Consider the following 17,759-nt stretch of genomic DNA (forward strand, 5'->3'; position numbering starts at 1 on the left):
TTTGGGAGGAAAAAAATGTTTTTAGAGGATTGTAAAGTATTAGAAAATTGTAAAATTGGAGAAAACTATTACTTAATGAAGATAGAATCTGAGAAGGCTTCTCAACACTCAAAAGCTGGACAGTTTTTTATGTTAAAATTAAAAAATGAAATAAGAGTTTTAAGAAGACCGATCAGTCTTCATTATGTAGATAAAGATAAAAATATTTTAGAGTTTTATTATGAAGTAAAAGGTGGAGGAACAAAGGAGTTTGCTGCACTTGAAATTGGAGAAATCTTAAATATCCAAGGTCCTTTAGGGACAGGGTTTACGACAGAAGTAAAAGATAAAAAGTGTGTTGTTGTTGGTGGTGGAATGGGGATTGCACCAACAAAACTACTAATAGATGAGTTGAAAAAACAAAATGAAGTTATATTTATAGCTGGTGGAAGAGGAAAAGAAGCTTTAAATATATTAGAAAATTTAAATTTAGATGGAGTAAAAACATATATAACAACGGATGATGGTTCTTTAGGAGAAAAAGGAAATGTAATATCTGTTTTAAGTAGGGTTTTAGCTGATGAAAAAATAGATATGGTTCAAACTTGTGGGCCTCATAAAATGATGGAAGCAGTAGGGGAAACATCATTAAAAGCAGGAGTGTTTTGTGAAGTATCTTTAGAAGAAAGAATGGCATGTGGGGTTAAGGCATGCGTTGGATGTTCAATAAAAACATTAGATGGAATGAAAAAAGTTTGTCATGATGGACCAGTTTTTGATTCAAAAATAATAGTGGATGCAAGTCCTAAAGAAAATACAGGGTGTAGCTGTGGAAACTAAGGGAGTGGAAAAGATGAATAGATTAAAAACAAATTTTTTAGGAAAAGAGTTTAAAAATCCAATGGTAACATCATCAGGATGTTTTGGATTTGGATTGGAATATAAGGATTATTTTGATCCAAATGTTTTGGGAGGAATTGTAGTAAAGGGAATAACAATGGAACCTAGAGATGGTAACTATGGAACTAGAATAGCAGAAACTCCAGGAGGAATGTTAAACTGTGTTGGACTTGAAAATCCAGGAATAGATTACTTTGAAAATGTAATTGTAAAAAATATAAAGTCATCTGGAATTGAATCTCCAATAATAGTTAACATAAATGGAAAAGTAATAGAGGAGTATGTTGAAATAGCTAAAAGAGTAGAAAATATCCCAGAAGTTGATATGATAGAATTAAACATATCGTGTCCAAATGTAAAAGATGGGGGAATGGCATTTGGTGCTAAGCCAGAAGTAGCTGGAGCTGTGACAAAGGCTGTTAGAGAAGTAACAACAAAACCTTTGATTGTAAAGCTATCGCCTAATGTAACTGATATAGTTCATATAGCAAAAGTTGTAGAGGAGAATGGTGCAGATGCAGTATCTTTAATAAATACTTTACTAGGAATGGCAATAGATATTAAAAAGAGAAAACCTGTATTAGGAAATACTTTTGGTGGGTTCTCAGGGCCTGCAGTAAAACCAGTAGCCTTAAGAATGGTGTATCAAGTATATAAAAATGTAAATATACCAATAGTTGGAATGGGAGGAATCTCTTCTACTGAGGATGCAATAGAGTTTATGATGGCAGGAGCAACAATGGTTTCGTTGGGAACAGGATTATTCTCAAATCCAATTTTACCAGTTGAGATAAAAGATGGATTAGAAAAATTTTGTGAGGAGAATGGATTAGAAAATATACAAGAGATTGTAGGAGCAGCACACAACTAATAGATAAAAATAACGGAGGAAAAATGAATATTAAAGATAGATTAATAATAGCATTAGATTATTCAAATATGGAGGATGCAAAGAATATAGTTGAAATTTTAGGAGAAACAGTTTCTTTTTATAAAGTGGGATTAGAGCTATTTTTAAACTCAAAGGGAGAGATGGTAGAATATCTTACTCAAAAAGGTAAAAAAGTATTTTTAGATTTAAAATTCCACGATATTCCAAATACAACAACAATGGCATCATTATTTGCAGCTAAACAAGATGTGTTCATGTTTAATGTACATGCAAGTGGTGGAAGAGCAATGATGGAATCAGTTGCAAAGAGAGTAAAAGAGGTAAATCCAGAAATATTGTCGATTGCCGTAACAATTTTAACAAGTTTTTCAGAAGAGGGATTAAAAGAAACTTTTAAAAGTGAATTAACATTAAAAGAGTTGGCTTTAAATTTAGCTAAATTAACAAAAGAAGCTGGAATGGATGGAATTGTATGTTCACCGTGGGAAGCAAAAGCTATAAAAGAGCTATGTGGAGAAAACTTTAAAACTGTATGTCCTGGAGTAAGACCTAAATGGTCAGTTGCTAATGATCAAGAGAGAATAATGACTCCTAAAGATGCAATACTAAATGGATGTGATTATCTAGTTGTAGGAAGACCAGTAACTAAAAATGAGAATCCTGTAGAAGCAGCTAAAAAAGTATTAGCTGAAATAGAGGAGGGAGTAAAAGAGGGAAGCCTATGTTGCTAAAAAACTGTAGAGTTTTATATCATGGGGAAGAGGATATAAAGGATATTTTAGTAGAAAAAGGGAAGATTGCTAAAATATATAGATGCTCAGAGGTAGAAGAGTTAGATATAGATGAGATTATAGATATGGATGAAAACTGGGTTTTACCAGGAGTAATAGATGTACATACTCACATGAGAGATCCAGGATTATCTTATAAAGAGGATTTTGAAACAGGAAGCAAAGCATGTGCTAAGGGTGGGATAACAACATTTATAGATATGCCAAACACAGTTCCAAATACAACAACAGAAGAGATTTTAGATGTTAAAGAGAGCAATTCTAAAAATAGAAGTTATGTCGACTATGGATTTCACTTTGGGGGAAGTAAATTAGATAATAGTGAAGAGATAAGAAAAGTAAGAGATAGAGTAGCTTCAACTAAAATATTTCTGAATATGTCAACAGGGGATATGTTAGTTGAAGAGGAAAAAGTTTTAGAAAATTTGTTTAAAGAATCTAAAATAATATCAGTTCATGCAGAGGAAGAGATGGTAGATAAGGCTATAGATTTGGCTAGAAAATTTAAAAAACCACTGTATTTGTGTCATCTTTCTAAAAAGAGTGAAGTTGAGAAACTAAGAGCTGCAAAAAAAGAGGGATTAAAAATATATGGAGAAGTAGCACCACACCATTTATTTCTAGATTCAAGCATGGCAAACTCGTTACTTATGATGAAGCCAGAGTTAAAAAGCAAAGAGGATAATGAGGCTCTTTGGTTAGGATTAGAGGATGGAACTATTGACACAATAGGAACTGATCATGCACCACATACTTTAGAGGAAAAAAATTCTAAGACAACTTATGGAATACCAGGAGTGGAGAATTCCTTAGAGATGATGTTGAAAGAATTAAATAAAAAAATAGATATGAAAACTCTACAGAAAGTTATGTCAGAAAATCCAGCTAGAATATTTGGAATTGCTGAAAAAGGAAAACTAGAAGTTGGGTATGATGCAGATTTAGTTGTGGTAGATTTAAATAATAAAGAGATTATAAAAAATGAAGATGTAATATCAAAATGTGGATGGACACCTTATAATGGAATAGTAGGAGGGGGAAAAGTACTATTAACTATGGTAAGAGGTCATCTTATTTATGACGGTAAAAACTTTATAGAAAAAATTGGAGAAGGAGTGAATTATAAAAATGTCTAGAGAAAAAAATATAGCAAAATCATTATTAGGAACAGAGGCAGTTAGATTAAGTGTAAAGGATCCATTTACTTTTGTATCAGGAATAAAAAGTCCAATCTATTGTGACAATAGAAAAATGATAGGATTCCCTAAAGAGAGACAAGTTGTAGTAGATGCTTTTATAGAAGTTCTAAAAGAAAAAGAGTTTGATATTGTGGCTGGAACAGCAACAGCAGGAATTCCATGGGCAGCATTTATAGCTCAAGAGATGAATATACCAATGGCTTATATTAGAGGAGAAAAGAAAGCTCATGGTGCAGGAAGACAAATTGAGGGAGCTGAATTTGAAGGGAAAAAGGTAGTAATAATAGAGGATTTAATATCAACAGGAGGAAGCTCGATAAAAGCTGTAGCAGCTGCAAGAGAAGCAGGAGCTATTGATGTTGAAGTATTGGCAATATTCTCATATGAGTTTGAAAAGGCATATAAGAACTTTGAAGAAGACCATATTCCTTGGACGACACTTTCGAACTTTGCTTCATTAATTAATGTTGCGACAGAGGAAAATTATATAGATTCAGAAGAAGCTGAAATAGCTTTAAAGTGGAATAAAACTCCTGATACTTGGGGAAAATAAGATATAAATATAAGAAAAAGGAGTTGATTAAATCAACTCCTCTTTTTTTAAGATATTAGCAACTACTTTTTTAGCATCATTAACAGCAGCAACAACAGTCTTAGGACCAGTCACTACATCGCCACAAGAAAATACATTTTCTAAAGTTGTCTCAAAATTATCATTAACAATTATAGTTCCCCATTTTTCAAGACTAATTCTATCTTCAGAAGAGACAATATTTTTTTTAGGCCCTTGACTAACAGCGACAATAACTGAGCTGTAAGGTATTCCAATATCACTATCTTCTAAAGTAATAAGTTTTTTTCTTCCGTTTTCATCAGTATGTGATTCAGTTCTTAGAAAAATCATAGTATCGTCCAAAATCTCTTTTGGAGCATAGTAAAATTTAAAATTTACACCATCCTCTTTTGCTTCAGCGATTTCAACTTTAGTAGCGGGCATATCCTCCTCACCACGTCTATACATAACTGTGACAGAACTACCCAATCTTTTAGCAACTCTAGCTGCATCCATGGCAACATTACCTCCACCAATAATTAAAACGTTAGGTCCAAGATTATATGACTCAGGGGAAACAAGGTAGTTAATAGCATAGTGAACATCTCCCTTAGTTTCTCCTTTTATATCCATAGGTTTAGGATTCCAAACACCAGTTGTAATAATAATATACTTAAAGTCATCATTTTTTAAATTTTGAATAGTATGAGTGGGTCCAACTAAAGTATTATATTTTATTTTAACACCTAGATTTAAAAGATATTTTTCAAAAGTATCCATTAGCTCTCTAGATAGTCTAAACTCAGGAATACCAAATCTTAAGACACCACCTAGCTTAGAAAAAGCTTCAAATATAGTAACATTAAATCCCTCTTTTGCTAAGAGAATAGCAGAAGTAATACCAGCAGGGCCACCACCAATAACAGCCACATCTATTTTTTTATCTTCTTTTTTATTTAAAGGTAATTTAGAAAGATATTTGGTAGAAATTTCTTTTTCAATAAGTGGAAACTCAACAGGAGTTTCTTTAATTCCTTTTATGCAATGACCTTTACATTGTTCTTCGTGAGGACATAGAATAGAGCAAAATATAGATAAAGGATTATTTGCAAATAAAATATCTCCAGCTTCATCTACTTTATTTTCTTTAAATAAATTTATGATATTAGGAATATCTGTCGATATAGGACAATGTATTTTACAAAGTGGTTTTTTGCAATTTAAGCAACGGTTAGCTTCTTGTAGTAAATCTATTTTCAAAATAATCACCTCTTTAAAAAAATGGCTGAGAAAAACTTCTCAGCCTCTTAAAATATTATAATGCTTTTTTAAGAATTTCTCTACTTATTTCTAAAGATAAATCTCCAGTTTCTGATAAAGAAGTTCTATGATTTTTTTCTAAAGCTAAAATTAAATCATCTATTTTATCTTCTGTTATACCATAATCTGAAAGATGAGTTTTAACTCCAAGTTCTTCAAAGAATGAACGAGTTTTCTCAATGGCTTGTTTAATTTTTAAATCATTATTAACCTCTTCAATATTCCAAACACGTTCAGCATATTGAATTAATTTCTCTCTTTTTTTCTCTTTTCTAACTTCCCATATAGCTGGTTGAAGTATAGCAAGAGTCTTTCCATGGTCAACTCCAAACATAGCAGTAATTTCATGACCAATCATATGTGTAGTCCAGTCTTGAGGAACTCCAGCACCAATCAATCCGTTTAAAGCCATAGTAGCACACCAAACAAGGTTAGCACGAGCATCATAGTTAGTTGGTTCTTCAATTGTTGTTTTACCAATTTCAATAAGTGTTTTTAAAATTCCCTCAGCAGTTCTATCTTGAAATCTAGCATCTACAGGATAAGTAACATACTGCTCAACAGTGTGAATAAAAGTATCGATAATGCCATTAGCAACTTGATTTTTAGGTAAAGTAAATGTTAATGTGGGATCAAGTACAGAAAATTTTGGAAACGTATGCATACTGAAAACAGGAACTTTTAATCCTTTATGACTTATAACAGCTCCATTATTCATTTCAGATCCAGTAGCTGGTAGAGTGACAACAGTTCCTAGAGGAATCGCTGAATCAACTGGAGCTAAATCAAAATCTGGAGTTAATAAATTTAAACAATCACCATCATATTTAGAAGCAAGAGCTATAAATTTAGTTCCATCCATAACAGATCCTCCACCAACAGCAAGAAGAAAATCTATATTTTCTTTTTTAGCAATATGGACAGCTTTCATTAAAGTTTCATATTGAGGATTTGGTTCAATTCCACCAAATTCAAAGATTTCTCTTCCTGGAAGATTTTTAATAACATTTTCTAATGTTCCAAATTTCTTAACAGATCCACCACCATAAGTTATTAGTACTCTAGCGTTTAAAGGAACTAAAGTGTTCAATTGATCTAAAGTGTCTTTTCCAAAAACTATATGAGTTGGATTATAAAAATTAAAATTTAACATGAAATCAACCTCCTATTATTAATTAGTAAAATTATAAACCTTAGAGTCAACTCTAAGTCAAGAAATTTATTTACAAGAAACAGAATGATCTTCATACCAAGCAATTTTTAGATCAAGTTTTTTTAAATTATCATTTAATTCTTCAATTTGGTCAAGTATTTTTTTTCTATGTTCTAAAAGAATGGCTTTTCGCTCCTCTTTTGTATGATCTCCTTTTAAACTTAAATCAACAATTGATTTAATATCTTCAATAGTCATTCCAGTGTGTTTAAGACATTTGATTATTTCAATCCAAAATATATCATCTTGAGAAAAGGAACGAATTCCATTTTTATTTCTAGCGATATAGGGCATTAAGCCACACTTGTCATAATACCTGATTGTATAGGAGGAAAGCCCAACCATTTCAGAAACTGCTTTAATTGAATACATAAAATTTTCTCCTTATATATGTAAAATTTTCTTAATTATATCAGATCTAAATATAAGCCCAATATATTTGTTATTTTCAAGAACATAAATTCTTGTAACTCCTTTATTCATAAATATGTATGATATCTCCATAAGAGAAGCATCTTTATCGATTGTAATTATCTCTTCTGTTCTGTATAGATTTTTTATAGTTGTTATTTTTTCATTTACTAAATAATTTTCAAAAGGTTCACCTACAGTAAGAAAGCTTAAATCGTTTAAAATCGTAGTATGTTTAGGCATACCAAAAGCAATAAGTTCCCGCTCTGTAATTTCTCCCAAAAAGTTATTATGATTATCGACTACTGGAATTCCAGAAACTCTATCCATAATAATTCTTTTTGCAATATCTTCTAGAGTGTTATTTTCTTTAGCAGGGAGTATAGATGTGGTAAATAAGTCTTCGGCAGTAATATTATGGTCTATTTCAATTTTCATTTTATTTAAAATTTCAATTGTTTTTTCAGGAGATTTATATGTTAAAATTTCTTTGAAAACATCCTTATTTTTAAGACAAAGTCTAGAAATTCCAGACATAATTTTAAGGATATTTTTATTTTTTAAAACATCAGCAACAATTAGAACAATAAAATCAACAGGTTCATTTTCACCCATTATATTTTTCATAGTTATATTTTTTTCAGGAAAAGCTATAGAAACGATTATATCATCAAAGTATTCAAGTCTAGCGTGAGGAATTGCAACACCATTTCCAATATACGTGGAAGCTTCACTTTCTCTTTTTAAAATAGCTTTTTTCATAAATTCTTGCTCTACTTTAACTTGTTTATTTGTTTTAGCAAGCTCCTTGAGTAGATTTGTAATAAGCTCCTCAAAAGTTTCTCCTTTTAGGTTAGATATAATCTTATCTTCTGAAAGATAACTGGACAACTTCATAATTTGTCCCCTCCTTAACATTATTTAGTATATGTGAACACAAAATAATTATATAACGTTTTTGAATAAATTAAAATAAAAATTGAAAAAAAAACAGCTAAGATATTTTCTTAGCTGTTAAAATTTACATAGTAATTTGATACTTTTTAATTTCTTCATTTAAACTTTCAAGATCAACTGCAGGAATAGTAACATCTTCTCCATTTAGTAAAATAGTTATTTCTGAAGTTCCTTTAACTTTTGAGTATCTAGAAAATAGGTTTAAAGAAAAATCTATTTCATCTTGTGTAAGATCACCAAATCCAACCATGTGAGGTCCAGGAACCTCTTTTCCTCTAATAAATAAAGAACCATAATCTTTAAATTCATTTATTTTTAAATTATCATCTTGTTCTCTTCCAACTATTAAATACTTTCCTTTTTCGAATCTAAAAAATCTTCCAATTTTTAAAAGGTGGAATAGATTAGAGTTTTCATCTTCTAATAGTCCATCTTCCTCTAAGATTCTAAGTCTTTTTGAATAAGCTGGATCAGTAAGAAGACATCCTCCACCAGGAGTTGGATAATCTACAATACCAAATTTATCCATCAGTTCCATTTGAGTTTTTCTGCTTCTTCCTTGGATATCTAAAAGCTTACTTCTATCAATCCATCCTAGTTTTTCAGGTTCACTTTCTGGTAAAAGTTTTGCTGATAACGGTCTTACAATAAGATTTTCAAGACCAGGAGAAAGAGCTTTAACTTTTTCTAGAGCTTGATAATTTTGTGACATAGGTCTTTGTCCTAGAACTTCACCAGAAATAATAAATGAAGCTCCATATTTTTCCAGAAGATCACCAGCTGTTTTAAACATTAAAGCGTGACAATCGATACAAGGATTCATATTCTTTCCACGTCCATGAACAGGATCTTTTAAAATTTCAGTGTGAACACTGCTAAAATTAACGTATTCTAATTGAACTCCAAGTTGTTTAGCCATATTTTCAGCCTTTTCATTTTTTCCACCAAAGAAATGTGAGACAAAGTTAAGAGCGATAACCTCAATTCCTTGATCTTTTATAATTTTAATTGCTAGAGCACTATCAAGTCCTCCAGAAAAAAGCGCTAATGCTTTCATTATTAACCTCCATAAATTAATTATTCGTGGTCAATATCTAAAAAAGTATTTTGTTTTAAATCATTTTTTCCATCATATAGGAAGTTGATATTTTTAGGAACAGAAGTAAATACATTTTTACTAATAGGAATCCATTTAGCTTCTTTTATATTTATTGCACCACTTAAGAAATCAAGAATTCTTTGTGCATCCTTTCCATTTACATTTTCTAGATTTAGTGTAACCACTTTATCGTTTTTTATATAATCTGCAATTTTTCTACATTCTGCAAAACTCTTAGGATTGACAAAAATTGTTTGGCAATCTTCTTGAACAGTATTATTAATAGGTGTTTTGATCTCTGCTTTAGGAATAGAGTTTGTAAAAGATGGAACAACATCTTCTTTACTACTATTGTTTAATCCAAATTTGGGAGTTGGAGCAGCTAGTTCATTTTCCTCTTGATACTCCTCGTAATTATCTTCATCAGGATCAAAGGTAAGTCCAACACTATCAGTAAAATCTTTAAAAGCGTTTTTGAATTTAGTAATTTTCATTGATACCTCCATATTTATTCGAATATTTTACTACCTACTCTTATAAGAGTTGCTCCCTCTTCAAGAGCTAATTTATAATCATTACTCATTCCCATAGAAAGTTCTGTTAAAGAATCATTAAAATAAAGAATATTTAACTCATCTTTTAACTCTCTTAATTTCTTGAACCCATTTCTAATAAAATCTTCATTATCAGTATATGGAGCCATCGTCATAAGACCTTTAATTTTAATATTTTCAAGAGATAAGAGTGCAGGAATATCATTTAAAAAATCTTGATAATCATAACCCTCTTTGCTATCCTCTTGAAATAGATTTATCTCTATTAAAACTTCAATAATTCTATTGTGTTCTTTGGCTCTTTTATTAATCTCTTCAGCTAAAGAAAGTTTATTAATAGAGTGAATCATATCAATGAAACGAGCAATGTATTTAACTTTATTTTTCTGAAGATTTCCAATAAAGTGCCATTTATGGTTAATAGAGTAATCTAAAAGTTCCTCATGTTTTTTAGTTAAAACTTGAACTTTATTCTCTCCTAAAATATGGGCACCACCTTTGAGTACATCTTTTATAGTTTCAATATCAACATATTTAGTGACAGCAACAAGATTTACTTTTTCAGGATATGGAGAGAGTTTTTTTATATCTAATAAGATTTCATTAATATTTTCTGAAATTCCCATGATTTCCTCCTAAATAATTAAATAAATTTACTAAAAACATCATTAGCCATGAGAACACCTTTTTTAGATAAGGTATATCGTAAATTATCTTTTATTAAAAATCCATCATTAACTAAGTTATTACAAAGATCTATGTATTTTCCTTTAGGAATAATTCCATCAGGAATAATTCTTAATCCGAGTATATATTCATAAATCTCTTTTTCGTTAGAATCAACAAACTCTTCTTCTAAGATAGGCTTAACGCTATCAGATATTTTAGCATAATATTCAGGAATTTTTAAGACATTTTTATATCTTATATCTTGATAATACCCAGATGCTCCGATTCCGATCCCAAGATACTCTTCATTTTTCCAGTACTTAGTATTGTGTATAGCTCTTTTTTCTGGAAGACAGAAATTTGAGATTTCATAATGGATATATCCATTTTTCTCAGCTTCGTCAATAATTAGTTCGTACATGGATGCTTCTAAGTCATTATCAGTTTCTTTATAAATTCCAGCTTCAAGTTTAGTAAAGAAATCAGTCCCCTCTTCCCAAATTAAAGAATATATAGAGAAGTGTTCAGGCTTTAATGAGAATAGATGATTTAAATCAGACTTTAGATTATCTAGAGTTTGATTTGGTAAAGAAAACATTAAATCTAAACTGATATTATCAAATCCAGCTTCTCTGGCAAAGTTAAAAGCTTCCTCACCTTCTGAAGAGGAGTGAAGTCTACCTAAAGTTTTAAGTAGTTCATCATTAAAGCTTTGTATTCCAATACTAATTCTATTTACTCCAGCTTTTTTAAAAAGTTTAAATTTCTCAAGAGTAACTGTTTTTGGATTAACTTCAAGAGTAACTTCAGCATTATTTTTAATATTTAAGTTATTTAAAATTCTGCTGACTTGTTCAGGAGTTAACAAAGAGGGAGTACCTCCCCCAAAATAAACAGTTTCAAGTGGAAATTTAGGATACATATTAATCTCATTAATAAGTGCAGTTACATATTTTTCTCTTTCTTCATCAGTAGATTTAAAAGATAAAAAATCACAATAATTACACTTATTAAGACAAAAAGGAATATGTATATACATTCCGCTTAGCATAAGCACCTCCAAGATTTAATCAATAAAAGCTTGGAAATCCTCCATAGTTTTCATTAATTTTTCGTTTGCTTCTACCTCTGTTTTTCCAACAACACAGAAGTAATATTTTATTTTTGGTTCTGTTCCAGAAGGTCTAGCTGTAATATATGTATTATCTTCCAATACAAATTGAATAACATCAGATTTTGGTAATCCTTCATATCCAAGACTAAAATCTCTTTTTGATACTACTTTTTTTCCTAGTAAAGAATCAGAAATGTTAGCTCTAAGATTTGACATTATTTTACTAATAGCTTCAACACCATCTTTTCCTTTTTTTGTAACGGCAATGATCCCTTCTCTATAGTAACCAAATTTTTCATATAATTTTTTTAATTCTTTTGGAATTGATGATCCAATGCTATTATAATAAGCTGCCATTTCAGCTATTAATAAAGTAGATACAACAGCATCTTTATCTCTAGCATGTGTTCCTACAAGATAACCATAAGACTCTTCAAATCCCATTAAGAATGTAGCATCATATTTTCCCTCTTCGAACTCTCTTATTTTTTCTCCAATGAATTTAAATCCAGTTAAAGTTCTAAAAATCTTTACCCCTTTTTCTTTAGCAACAATATCTAACATAGGTGTTGAAACTACAGTAGATACAACAGCTGAATTTTTAGGTATATCTTTTTTATTTTCTAAAATATAGTTCATTAAAAGAAGGCCAATCTGATTTCCATTTGGATAGATCCATTCTCCTTTTTCATCCTTCACAGCTACACCAATTCTATCTGCATCAGGATCATTTGCCATACATAGCGTGGCTCCAACTTTATCAGCTAACTCTATACTTAACTTGAAAACTGCTGGGTCCTCTGGGTTAGCATATGAACAAGTTGGGAAATTTCCGTCAGGTTGCTCTTGTTCAGCTACTATATAGATTGATTTAAATCCAGTTTCCTCAAAGACTCTTTTAACTGGTCTTCCACCAGTTCCATGTAATGGTGAATAAACAATTTTAAAGTTTTCTTTCCCAGGAATTTCGCTATGAATAACTTGTTTTTTAACAGCTGAAATAAATTGAGTGTCCATATCTTCAGAAATATATTCTAAAAGCCCTTCTTGAATAGCGGTTTCTTTAGTTAAAAGTTTAATTTCATCAAATGAATTGATGGCATTAACACTGTTTACAACTCCACTAGCTTGGGGTTCAATTATTTGACAACCATCATTCCAGTAAACTTTATATCCATTATACTCTTGTGGATTGTGAGAAGCTGTTACAACTATCCCAGCAATACATTTTAATTCTCTCACAGCAAATGAAAGCTCAGGAGTTGATCTAAGAGATTTAAAAAGGTATGCTTTAATTCCGTTACCAGCTAAAACTAAAGCAGCATTTAATGCATACTCTTCAGAACCAATTCTACAGTCATAAGCTATAGCAACGCCCATTTTTTTTCCAGTTTCTCCTGTAGATTCTAAAATATAGTTAGCAAGTCCTTGAGTTGCCTTTCTAATAGTATACTTGTTAATTCTATTGATACCAACTCCTCTAACGCCTCTCATTCCACCAGTTCCAAAAGAAAGATTTGTATAAAATCTATCTTCTATTTCTTTTTCATTTCCTTTAATGCTCTCTAAATCATCTCTATCTTTTAAATCAATATAATCTGATGTTAACCAATTGTTATAATTTTCTAATGTAAACTTATCCATTTTACAAATCCTCCCCTTAAATAATATCCCCCATATTAGAATTTGAGTTTTCACTAATAGGTTCTTTTTTATTTGCAATGATAACCTCTGTTGTTAAAATTAAAGCTGCGATAGATGTTGCGTTTTGTAAAGCTGAACGAGTAACTTTTGTAGGGTCGATTATTCCATTTTCAATCATGTGAACATACTCTTCAGTAGCAGCATTTAATCCAAAACCATCAGGTAAATTTTTAATTTTCTCTACAATAACTCCACCGTCTAATCCAGCATTGATAGCTATTTGCTTCAATGGCGAACTAAGAGATTTCTTTAAAATATTAGCTCCAATTCCTTCTTCGCCCTCAAGAGTAAAGTCATTCATTTCGTTGGCAATTTCATTCAATGCTACACCACCGCCAGGAACAACACCCTCTTCAATAGCTGCTCTTGTTGCATTTAAAGCATCTTCTATTCTTAGTTTTTTTTCTTTCATCTCCACTTCAGTAGCAGCTCCAACTTTAATAATAGCTACACCACCAGAAAGTTTAGCCAATCTCTCTTGTAATTTTTCTTTATCATAATCAGAATCAGTAGCGGAGATTTGGTTTTTTATTTGAGAAATTCTGCTATTTAAAGTATCATGATTGCTAAATCCATCTATAATAACAGTGGAATCTTTTGTAACTTTAATTTTTTTTGCTTCTCCTAGATGAGAAAGATTAGTATCCTCTATTTTCATTCCCTTTTCATCAGAGATAACTTGTCCACCTGTTAAAACAGCAATATCTTCTAACATAGCTTTTCTTCTATCTCCAAATGCAGGAGCTTTAACTCCGATAACATTTAAAGTTCCCCTTATTTTATTTAAAACAAGAGTTGCTAAAGCTTCTCCATCTAAATCTTCTGCGATGATTAAAAGAGGTTTTGATGTCTGAACAGTTTTCTCTAAAAGAGGAAGAAGTTCCTTCATAGTTGAAATCTTTTTATCAGTAATTAAAATATAGGGATTATCAAGGATAGCTTCCATTCTTTCAGAATTTGTTACCATGTATGGCGACAGATATCCTTTTTCAAACTCCATTCCTTCAACTACTTCTAAAGTTGTATCTAAAGACCGTGCTTCTTCCACACTAATAACTCCACTTTCTCCAACCTTTTCCATAGCTTTAGCTATTAGATTACCAATCTCAGTATCTCCAGCAGAGATTGATGCAACTTGAGATATTTCACTATTAGATTGTACTTTTTTTGATTTTTTTAAAAGTAACTCAACTGCTGTTTTTGTTGCTTTTTCAATTCCTTTTTTTAGAAAGATAGGATTAGCTCCAGCAGAAACCATTTTAAGTCCCTCTTTGACAATAGCTTGAGCTAAAATTGTTGCTGTAGTTGTTCCATCTCCAGCAACATCATTAGATTTAGTAGCAACCTCTTTAATAAGTTGAGCTCCCATATTCTCAAAAGGATCATCTAGCTCAATCTCTTTAGCAATAGAAACTCCATCATTTGTTATTAAAGGAGCACCATATGCTTTTTCTAAAACAACATTTCGTCCTCTGGGACCTAAAGTTATTTTAACTGCATCAGCCAAAATATTAACACCATTTTCTAATTTTTTTCTTGCATCAGCATTAAATTTAATGATTTTAGCCATATGAAAAATCCTCCGTTAAAATTTAATCTCCTCTTTTAAATATTTAATAAGATCATCTTTAGTCTCTTCGTTTCTAAGACCAAACTCTATGTTAGCTTTTAAAAGTCCAATTTTATTACCAATATCGTATCTTTTTCCTTGAAAATTATAAGCAACTACTTTCTGATTGTCATTTAACATTTGTAAAATTGCATCAGTAAGTTGAATCTCTCCACCTTTACCTGGTTTAGTAGTTTCTAAATATTTAAATATGTCACCAGATAGAAGATATCTTCCAAGACACGCTAAATTGGAAGGTGCTTCCTCTAAAGTTGGCTTCTCTATAAAATCAACCATTTCAACAGTATTTTCATCTAAAATAGCAGAGGGTTTAACGATACCATATTTAGATACATCTTTATTTTCAACCTCTTGAACTCCAATAACGCTACTTCCATATTTTTCATAAACATCAATAAGCTGTTTAGCAACAGGAGCATCAGGATTATAAACAATATCATCACCTAAGGCAATGACAAAAGGTTCATCTCCAATAAAAGATTTGGCTTTTAAAATAGCATGCCCTAATCCTAGAGGGTGATTTTGTCTAACATAATAGATGTTGGCCATACTTGAAATATCATCAATTTTTTTTAAAAGTTCAAATTTCCCATCTCTTTCAAGAGTATTTTCTAACTCATATGAGAAATCAAAGTGGTCTTCAATAGAATTTTTATTTCTTCCAGTAACGATAACAATATCAGTTATTCCAGACTCTACAAGTTCCTCCACAATATATTGTAAAGAAGGCTTGTCAACAATGACAAGCATCTCCTTTGGTTGTGCTTTCGTTGCTGGTAAAACTCTAGTTCCTAATCCAGCTGCAGGTATAATGGCTTTTGTAACTTTTTTCATAAATAATCCCCCTAAAATTATTTGATCTTAGATCCTATTTTAACACTTGAGTCCACTTCAACAAGTTTTAATTTTTTCTTTTCAGTTGAACTTAATAACATTCCCTGAGAAAGAACTCCTCTTAGTGTAACTGGTGGCAGGTTTAAAATAGCTAAAACTTTTTTACCAACAAGTTCTGAAGGTGTAGGGTAATATTTTGCAATTCCAGAAACAATTTGTCTTATTTCATTAGCTGTTTTTACTTTAAATTTAAGAAGTTTATCAGCTCCTTCAATATTACTAGCTTCTAGTATTTCAACTACTTGAATATCTATTTTATCAAAATCAGAAATCTCTATAGGATTTTCAATTTTTAAATCTTCGTTTATAGCAAGGGCATCTTTTTTAGCCTCTTTTTTTTCAACTTCAATTCTTGGGAATATAGGTTCAGCAGTTCCTAAGATATGTCCTTCACTTAGTAGATTCCATCCATCAACAGATTCAAGACGTACTTCTAAAATATTGTTAGAGAAACCTAATTGGTTCCAAATTTTTTGTGATGCTGCTGGCATATATGGAGCTGTTAAAACAGCAACTTTGTAAAGAGATTGAACTAAGAAATTCATAACTGTTGCTAATCTTTCATTTTTAGCTTCATCCTTTATAAGTAGCCAAGGAGCAGTTTCATCAACATATTTATTCATTCTAGAGATAAATTTCCAGATAGCTTCTAAAGCTCTAGAAAACTCTACTCTATTCATATGGTAATCCACAGCCACAACAGTTTCGTTCCAAAGAGTTTTTACACTGTCATCAATCTCTTCAAATACCTCTCCTTTTGTGATTGTTCCATTGAAATATTTTCCATACATTCCAAGAGTTCTATTTAAAAGATTTCCTAAATCATTAGCTAAATCTGAGTTAATTCTTGTAACAATTGAAGGTGTTGAATAATCTCCATCATTTCCAAAGTTAACCTCTCTCATTAAACAGTATCTAAAAGCATCCACACCGTATTTAGCAATCTCATCTAATGGTGCAACAACATTTCCTTTAGATTTAGACATTTTTTCCCCTTCAGAAGTCCACCAACCGTGAGCTACAATTTTATTTGGAAGTTTAACTCCAGCTGATAAAAGCATGCAAGGCCAAATAATAGCATGGAATCTAAGAATATCTTTCCCTAGAAGATGAACCACTTCTCCATTATTCCAGAACTTATCAAATAGCTCAGGATTATTTTCATATCCAACAGCTGTTAGATAGTTTGTTAACGCATCAAACCAAACATATGTAATATGTCCAGGAGCAAACTCAATTGGGATTCCCCATTCAAAAGTATTTCTAGAGATAGATAAATCTTGAAGACCCTGCTTTATAAATGAAACAACCTCATTTTTTCTAGAGTGAGGAAGAATAAAGTCTGGATTATTTTCAATATGCTCAAGTAAAGCATCTTGATATTTAGACATTTTAAAGAAATAAGATTCCTCTTTAACCGTTGTAAGTTCTTTACCACAATCAGGACAATGGTTTCCATTTACAATTTGATTTTCAGGAACAAATGTTTCACAAGAAACACAATATTTTCCCTCATATTCACCTTTATAAATATCACCTTTATCATGAACCGTTTTTATTATTTTTTTAACAGCATCTTTATGTCTTGGTTCTGTAGTTCTTATAAAATCTGTGTAATTGATATCCAATGCTTTCCACATATCAATAAATCTAGGAGCCATAGAGTCTGTCCAAGCTTGAGGAGTTAAACCTCTCATTTTAGCAGCTTCCTCAACTTTTTGTCCATGCTCGTCAGTACCTGTTAAAAAGAAAACATCAAAACCTTTTGATTTTTTGTATCTAGCTAAAACATCAGCTGCAATAGTTGTATACGCGCTTCCAACATGTGGATCTCCATTAACATAATATATAGGTGTTGTCACATAAAAATTTTTACTCAT

17 protein-coding genes are annotated in these 17,759 nt (G+C 31.0%); 5 read left to right on the forward strand and 12 right to left on the reverse strand.

All coding sequences use genetic code 11. The features are described 5' to 3' along the window. Positions 1-15 precede the first annotated feature (15 nt). Genes ACRC8M_RS12910 through pyrE form a run of 5 tightly spaced genes read left to right on the forward strand, consistent with a single transcriptional unit; the run spans position 16 to position 4,314 of the window. Complete coding sequence (locus tag ACRC8M_RS12910; protein WP_438529507.1) at positions 16-819, forward strand: dihydroorotate dehydrogenase electron transfer subunit; 804 nt, start codon at positions 16-18, stop codon at positions 817-819. Between the two features lie 13 nt (positions 820-832). After that, positions 833-1,750, forward strand: coding sequence for a dihydroorotate dehydrogenase (locus ACRC8M_RS12915; protein ID WP_040406266.1), 918 nt, complete (start codon positions 833-835; stop codon positions 1,748-1,750). A 23-nt stretch (positions 1,751-1,773) separates the two neighbouring features. Next, positions 1,774-2,502 carry an orotidine-5'-phosphate decarboxylase gene (pyrF, locus tag ACRC8M_RS12920; protein ID WP_240218810.1) on the forward strand — a complete coding sequence of 243 codons (729 nt, stop codon included), beginning with the start codon at positions 1,774-1,776 and terminating at the stop codon, positions 2,500-2,502. Beyond that, positions 2,493-3,698 (forward strand): dihydroorotase, encoded by a 1,206-nt coding sequence (locus ACRC8M_RS12925; protein ID WP_438529508.1) that lies wholly within the window; start codon positions 2,493-2,495, stop codon positions 3,696-3,698. Before pyrF ends, ACRC8M_RS12925 begins: the two co-directional genes overlap by 10 nt. Beyond that, entirely contained in the window at positions 3,691-4,314 is a 624-nt protein-coding gene (gene pyrE, locus ACRC8M_RS12930) for an orotate phosphoribosyltransferase (RefSeq protein ID WP_438529509.1), read from the forward strand. The genes ACRC8M_RS12925 and pyrE overlap by 8 nt, the downstream gene beginning before the upstream one ends. Before the next feature lie 27 nt (positions 4,315-4,341). On the opposite strand, the gene ACRC8M_RS12935 is transcribed toward pyrE, so the two are convergent. The 12 genes from ACRC8M_RS12935 to metG form a co-directional block, all read right to left on the reverse strand. After that, the gene (locus tag ACRC8M_RS12935; RefSeq protein WP_438529510.1) at positions 4,342-5,574 is read right to left on the reverse strand and encodes an NAD(P)-dependent oxidoreductase; all 1,233 of its coding nucleotides are present in this window, start codon (positions 5,572-5,574) and stop codon (positions 4,342-4,344) included. Between the two features lie 55 nt (positions 5,575-5,629). Further along, positions 5,630-6,787 (reverse strand): iron-containing alcohol dehydrogenase, encoded by a 1,158-nt coding sequence (locus ACRC8M_RS12940; RefSeq protein ID WP_438529511.1) that lies wholly within the window; start codon positions 6,785-6,787, stop codon positions 5,630-5,632. 66 nt (positions 6,788-6,853) lie between these two features. Continuing rightward, the gene (locus ACRC8M_RS12945; protein WP_438529512.1) at positions 6,854-7,219 is read right to left on the reverse strand and encodes a MerR family transcriptional regulator; all 366 of its coding nucleotides are present in this window, start codon (positions 7,217-7,219) and stop codon (positions 6,854-6,856) included. A gap of 12 nt (positions 7,220-7,231) precedes the next feature. Then, positions 7,232-8,155, reverse strand: a complete 924-nt coding sequence (locus tag ACRC8M_RS12950; protein ID WP_438529513.1) for a PTS sugar transporter subunit IIA — start codon at positions 8,153-8,155, stop codon at positions 7,232-7,234. A gap of 124 nt (positions 8,156-8,279) precedes the next feature. Next, positions 8,280-9,272: a 7-cyano-7-deazaguanine synthase gene (locus ACRC8M_RS12955; RefSeq protein WP_438529514.1), complete on the reverse strand. Its 993-nt coding sequence runs from the start codon at positions 9,270-9,272 to the stop codon at positions 8,280-8,282. Between the two features lie 20 nt (positions 9,273-9,292). Continuing rightward, on the reverse strand, positions 9,293-9,808 hold the full coding sequence (locus ACRC8M_RS12960; protein WP_438529515.1) for a cell division protein SepF: 516 nt from the start codon (positions 9,806-9,808) through the stop codon (positions 9,293-9,295). A gap of 14 nt (positions 9,809-9,822) precedes the next feature. After that, a complete protein-coding gene (locus tag ACRC8M_RS12965; protein WP_438529516.1) occupies positions 9,823-10,494 on the reverse strand; it encodes a YggS family pyridoxal phosphate-dependent enzyme in 672 nt (223 codons plus the stop codon). A gap of 17 nt (positions 10,495-10,511) precedes the next feature. Continuing rightward, the gene (gene hemW, locus ACRC8M_RS12970; protein WP_438529517.1) at positions 10,512-11,588 is read right to left on the reverse strand and encodes a radical SAM family heme chaperone HemW; all 1,077 of its coding nucleotides are present in this window, start codon (positions 11,586-11,588) and stop codon (positions 10,512-10,514) included. Positions 11,589-11,603: 15 nt separating this feature from the next. Beyond that, positions 11,604-13,295: a phospho-sugar mutase gene (locus ACRC8M_RS12975; protein WP_438529518.1), complete on the reverse strand. Its 1,692-nt coding sequence runs from the start codon at positions 13,293-13,295 to the stop codon at positions 11,604-11,606. Between the two features lie 16 nt (positions 13,296-13,311). Further along, complete coding sequence (gene groL / locus ACRC8M_RS12980; RefSeq protein ID WP_438529519.1) at positions 13,312-14,925, reverse strand: chaperonin GroEL; 1,614 nt, start codon at positions 14,923-14,925, stop codon at positions 13,312-13,314. Between the two features lie 15 nt (positions 14,926-14,940). After that, positions 14,941-15,819, reverse strand: a complete 879-nt coding sequence (galU, locus tag ACRC8M_RS12985) for a UTP--glucose-1-phosphate uridylyltransferase GalU (protein ID WP_438529520.1) — start codon at positions 15,817-15,819, stop codon at positions 14,941-14,943. Positions 15,820-15,836: 17 nt separating this feature from the next. Then, positions 15,837-17,759: a methionine--tRNA ligase gene (gene metG, locus ACRC8M_RS12990; RefSeq protein ID WP_438529521.1), complete on the reverse strand. Its 1,923-nt coding sequence runs from the start codon at positions 17,757-17,759 to the stop codon at positions 15,837-15,839.

The sequence above is a fragment of the Cetobacterium sp. genome, from assembly GCF_051653945.1.
In the GTDB taxonomy this organism is placed as follows: Bacteria; Fusobacteriota; Fusobacteriia; order Fusobacteriales; family Fusobacteriaceae; genus Cetobacterium_A.

Excerpts from the sequence above, each read along its gene's own strand:
- groL (WP_438529519.1), bottom strand. The coding sequence starts at position 14,925 with ATGGCTAAAATCATTAAATTTAATGCTGATGCAAGAAAAAAATTAGAA.
- pyrF (WP_240218810.1), top strand. The coding sequence starts at position 1,774 with ATGAATATTAAAGATAGATTAATAATAGCATTAGATTATTCAAATATG.
- ACRC8M_RS12975 (WP_438529518.1), bottom strand. The coding sequence starts at position 13,295 with ATGGATAAGTTTACATTAGAAAATTATAACAATTGGTTAACATCAGAT.
- metG (WP_438529521.1), bottom strand. The coding sequence starts at position 17,759 with ATGAGTAAAAATTTTTATGTGACAACACCTATATATTATGTTAATGGA.
- ACRC8M_RS12945 (WP_438529512.1), bottom strand. The coding sequence starts at position 7,219 with ATGTATTCAATTAAAGCAGTTTCTGAAATGGTTGGGCTTTCCTCCTAT.
- ACRC8M_RS12950 (WP_438529513.1), bottom strand. The coding sequence starts at position 8,155 with ATGAAGTTGTCCAGTTATCTTTCAGAAGATAAGATTATATCTAACCTA.
- hemW (WP_438529517.1), bottom strand. The coding sequence starts at position 11,588 with ATGCTAAGCGGAATGTATATACATATTCCTTTTTGTCTTAATAAGTGT.
- ACRC8M_RS12915 (WP_040406266.1), top strand. The coding sequence starts at position 833 with ATGAATAGATTAAAAACAAATTTTTTAGGAAAAGAGTTTAAAAATCCA.
- ACRC8M_RS12955 (WP_438529514.1), bottom strand. The coding sequence starts at position 9,272 with ATGAAAGCATTAGCGCTTTTTTCTGGAGGACTTGATAGTGCTCTAGCA.
- pyrE (WP_438529509.1), top strand. The coding sequence starts at position 3,691 with ATGTCTAGAGAAAAAAATATAGCAAAATCATTATTAGGAACAGAGGCA.
- galU (WP_438529520.1), bottom strand. The coding sequence starts at position 15,819 with ATGAAAAAAGTTACAAAAGCCATTATACCTGCAGCTGGATTAGGAACT.
- ACRC8M_RS12910 (WP_438529507.1), top strand. The coding sequence starts at position 16 with ATGTTTTTAGAGGATTGTAAAGTATTAGAAAATTGTAAAATTGGAGAA.
- ACRC8M_RS12960 (WP_438529515.1), bottom strand. The coding sequence starts at position 9,808 with ATGAAAATTACTAAATTCAAAAACGCTTTTAAAGATTTTACTGATAGT.
- ACRC8M_RS12925 (WP_438529508.1), top strand. The coding sequence starts at position 2,493 with ATGTTGCTAAAAAACTGTAGAGTTTTATATCATGGGGAAGAGGATATA.
- ACRC8M_RS12965 (WP_438529516.1), bottom strand. The coding sequence starts at position 10,494 with ATGGGAATTTCAGAAAATATTAATGAAATCTTATTAGATATAAAAAAA.
- ACRC8M_RS12940 (WP_438529511.1), bottom strand. The coding sequence starts at position 6,787 with ATGTTAAATTTTAATTTTTATAATCCAACTCATATAGTTTTTGGAAAA.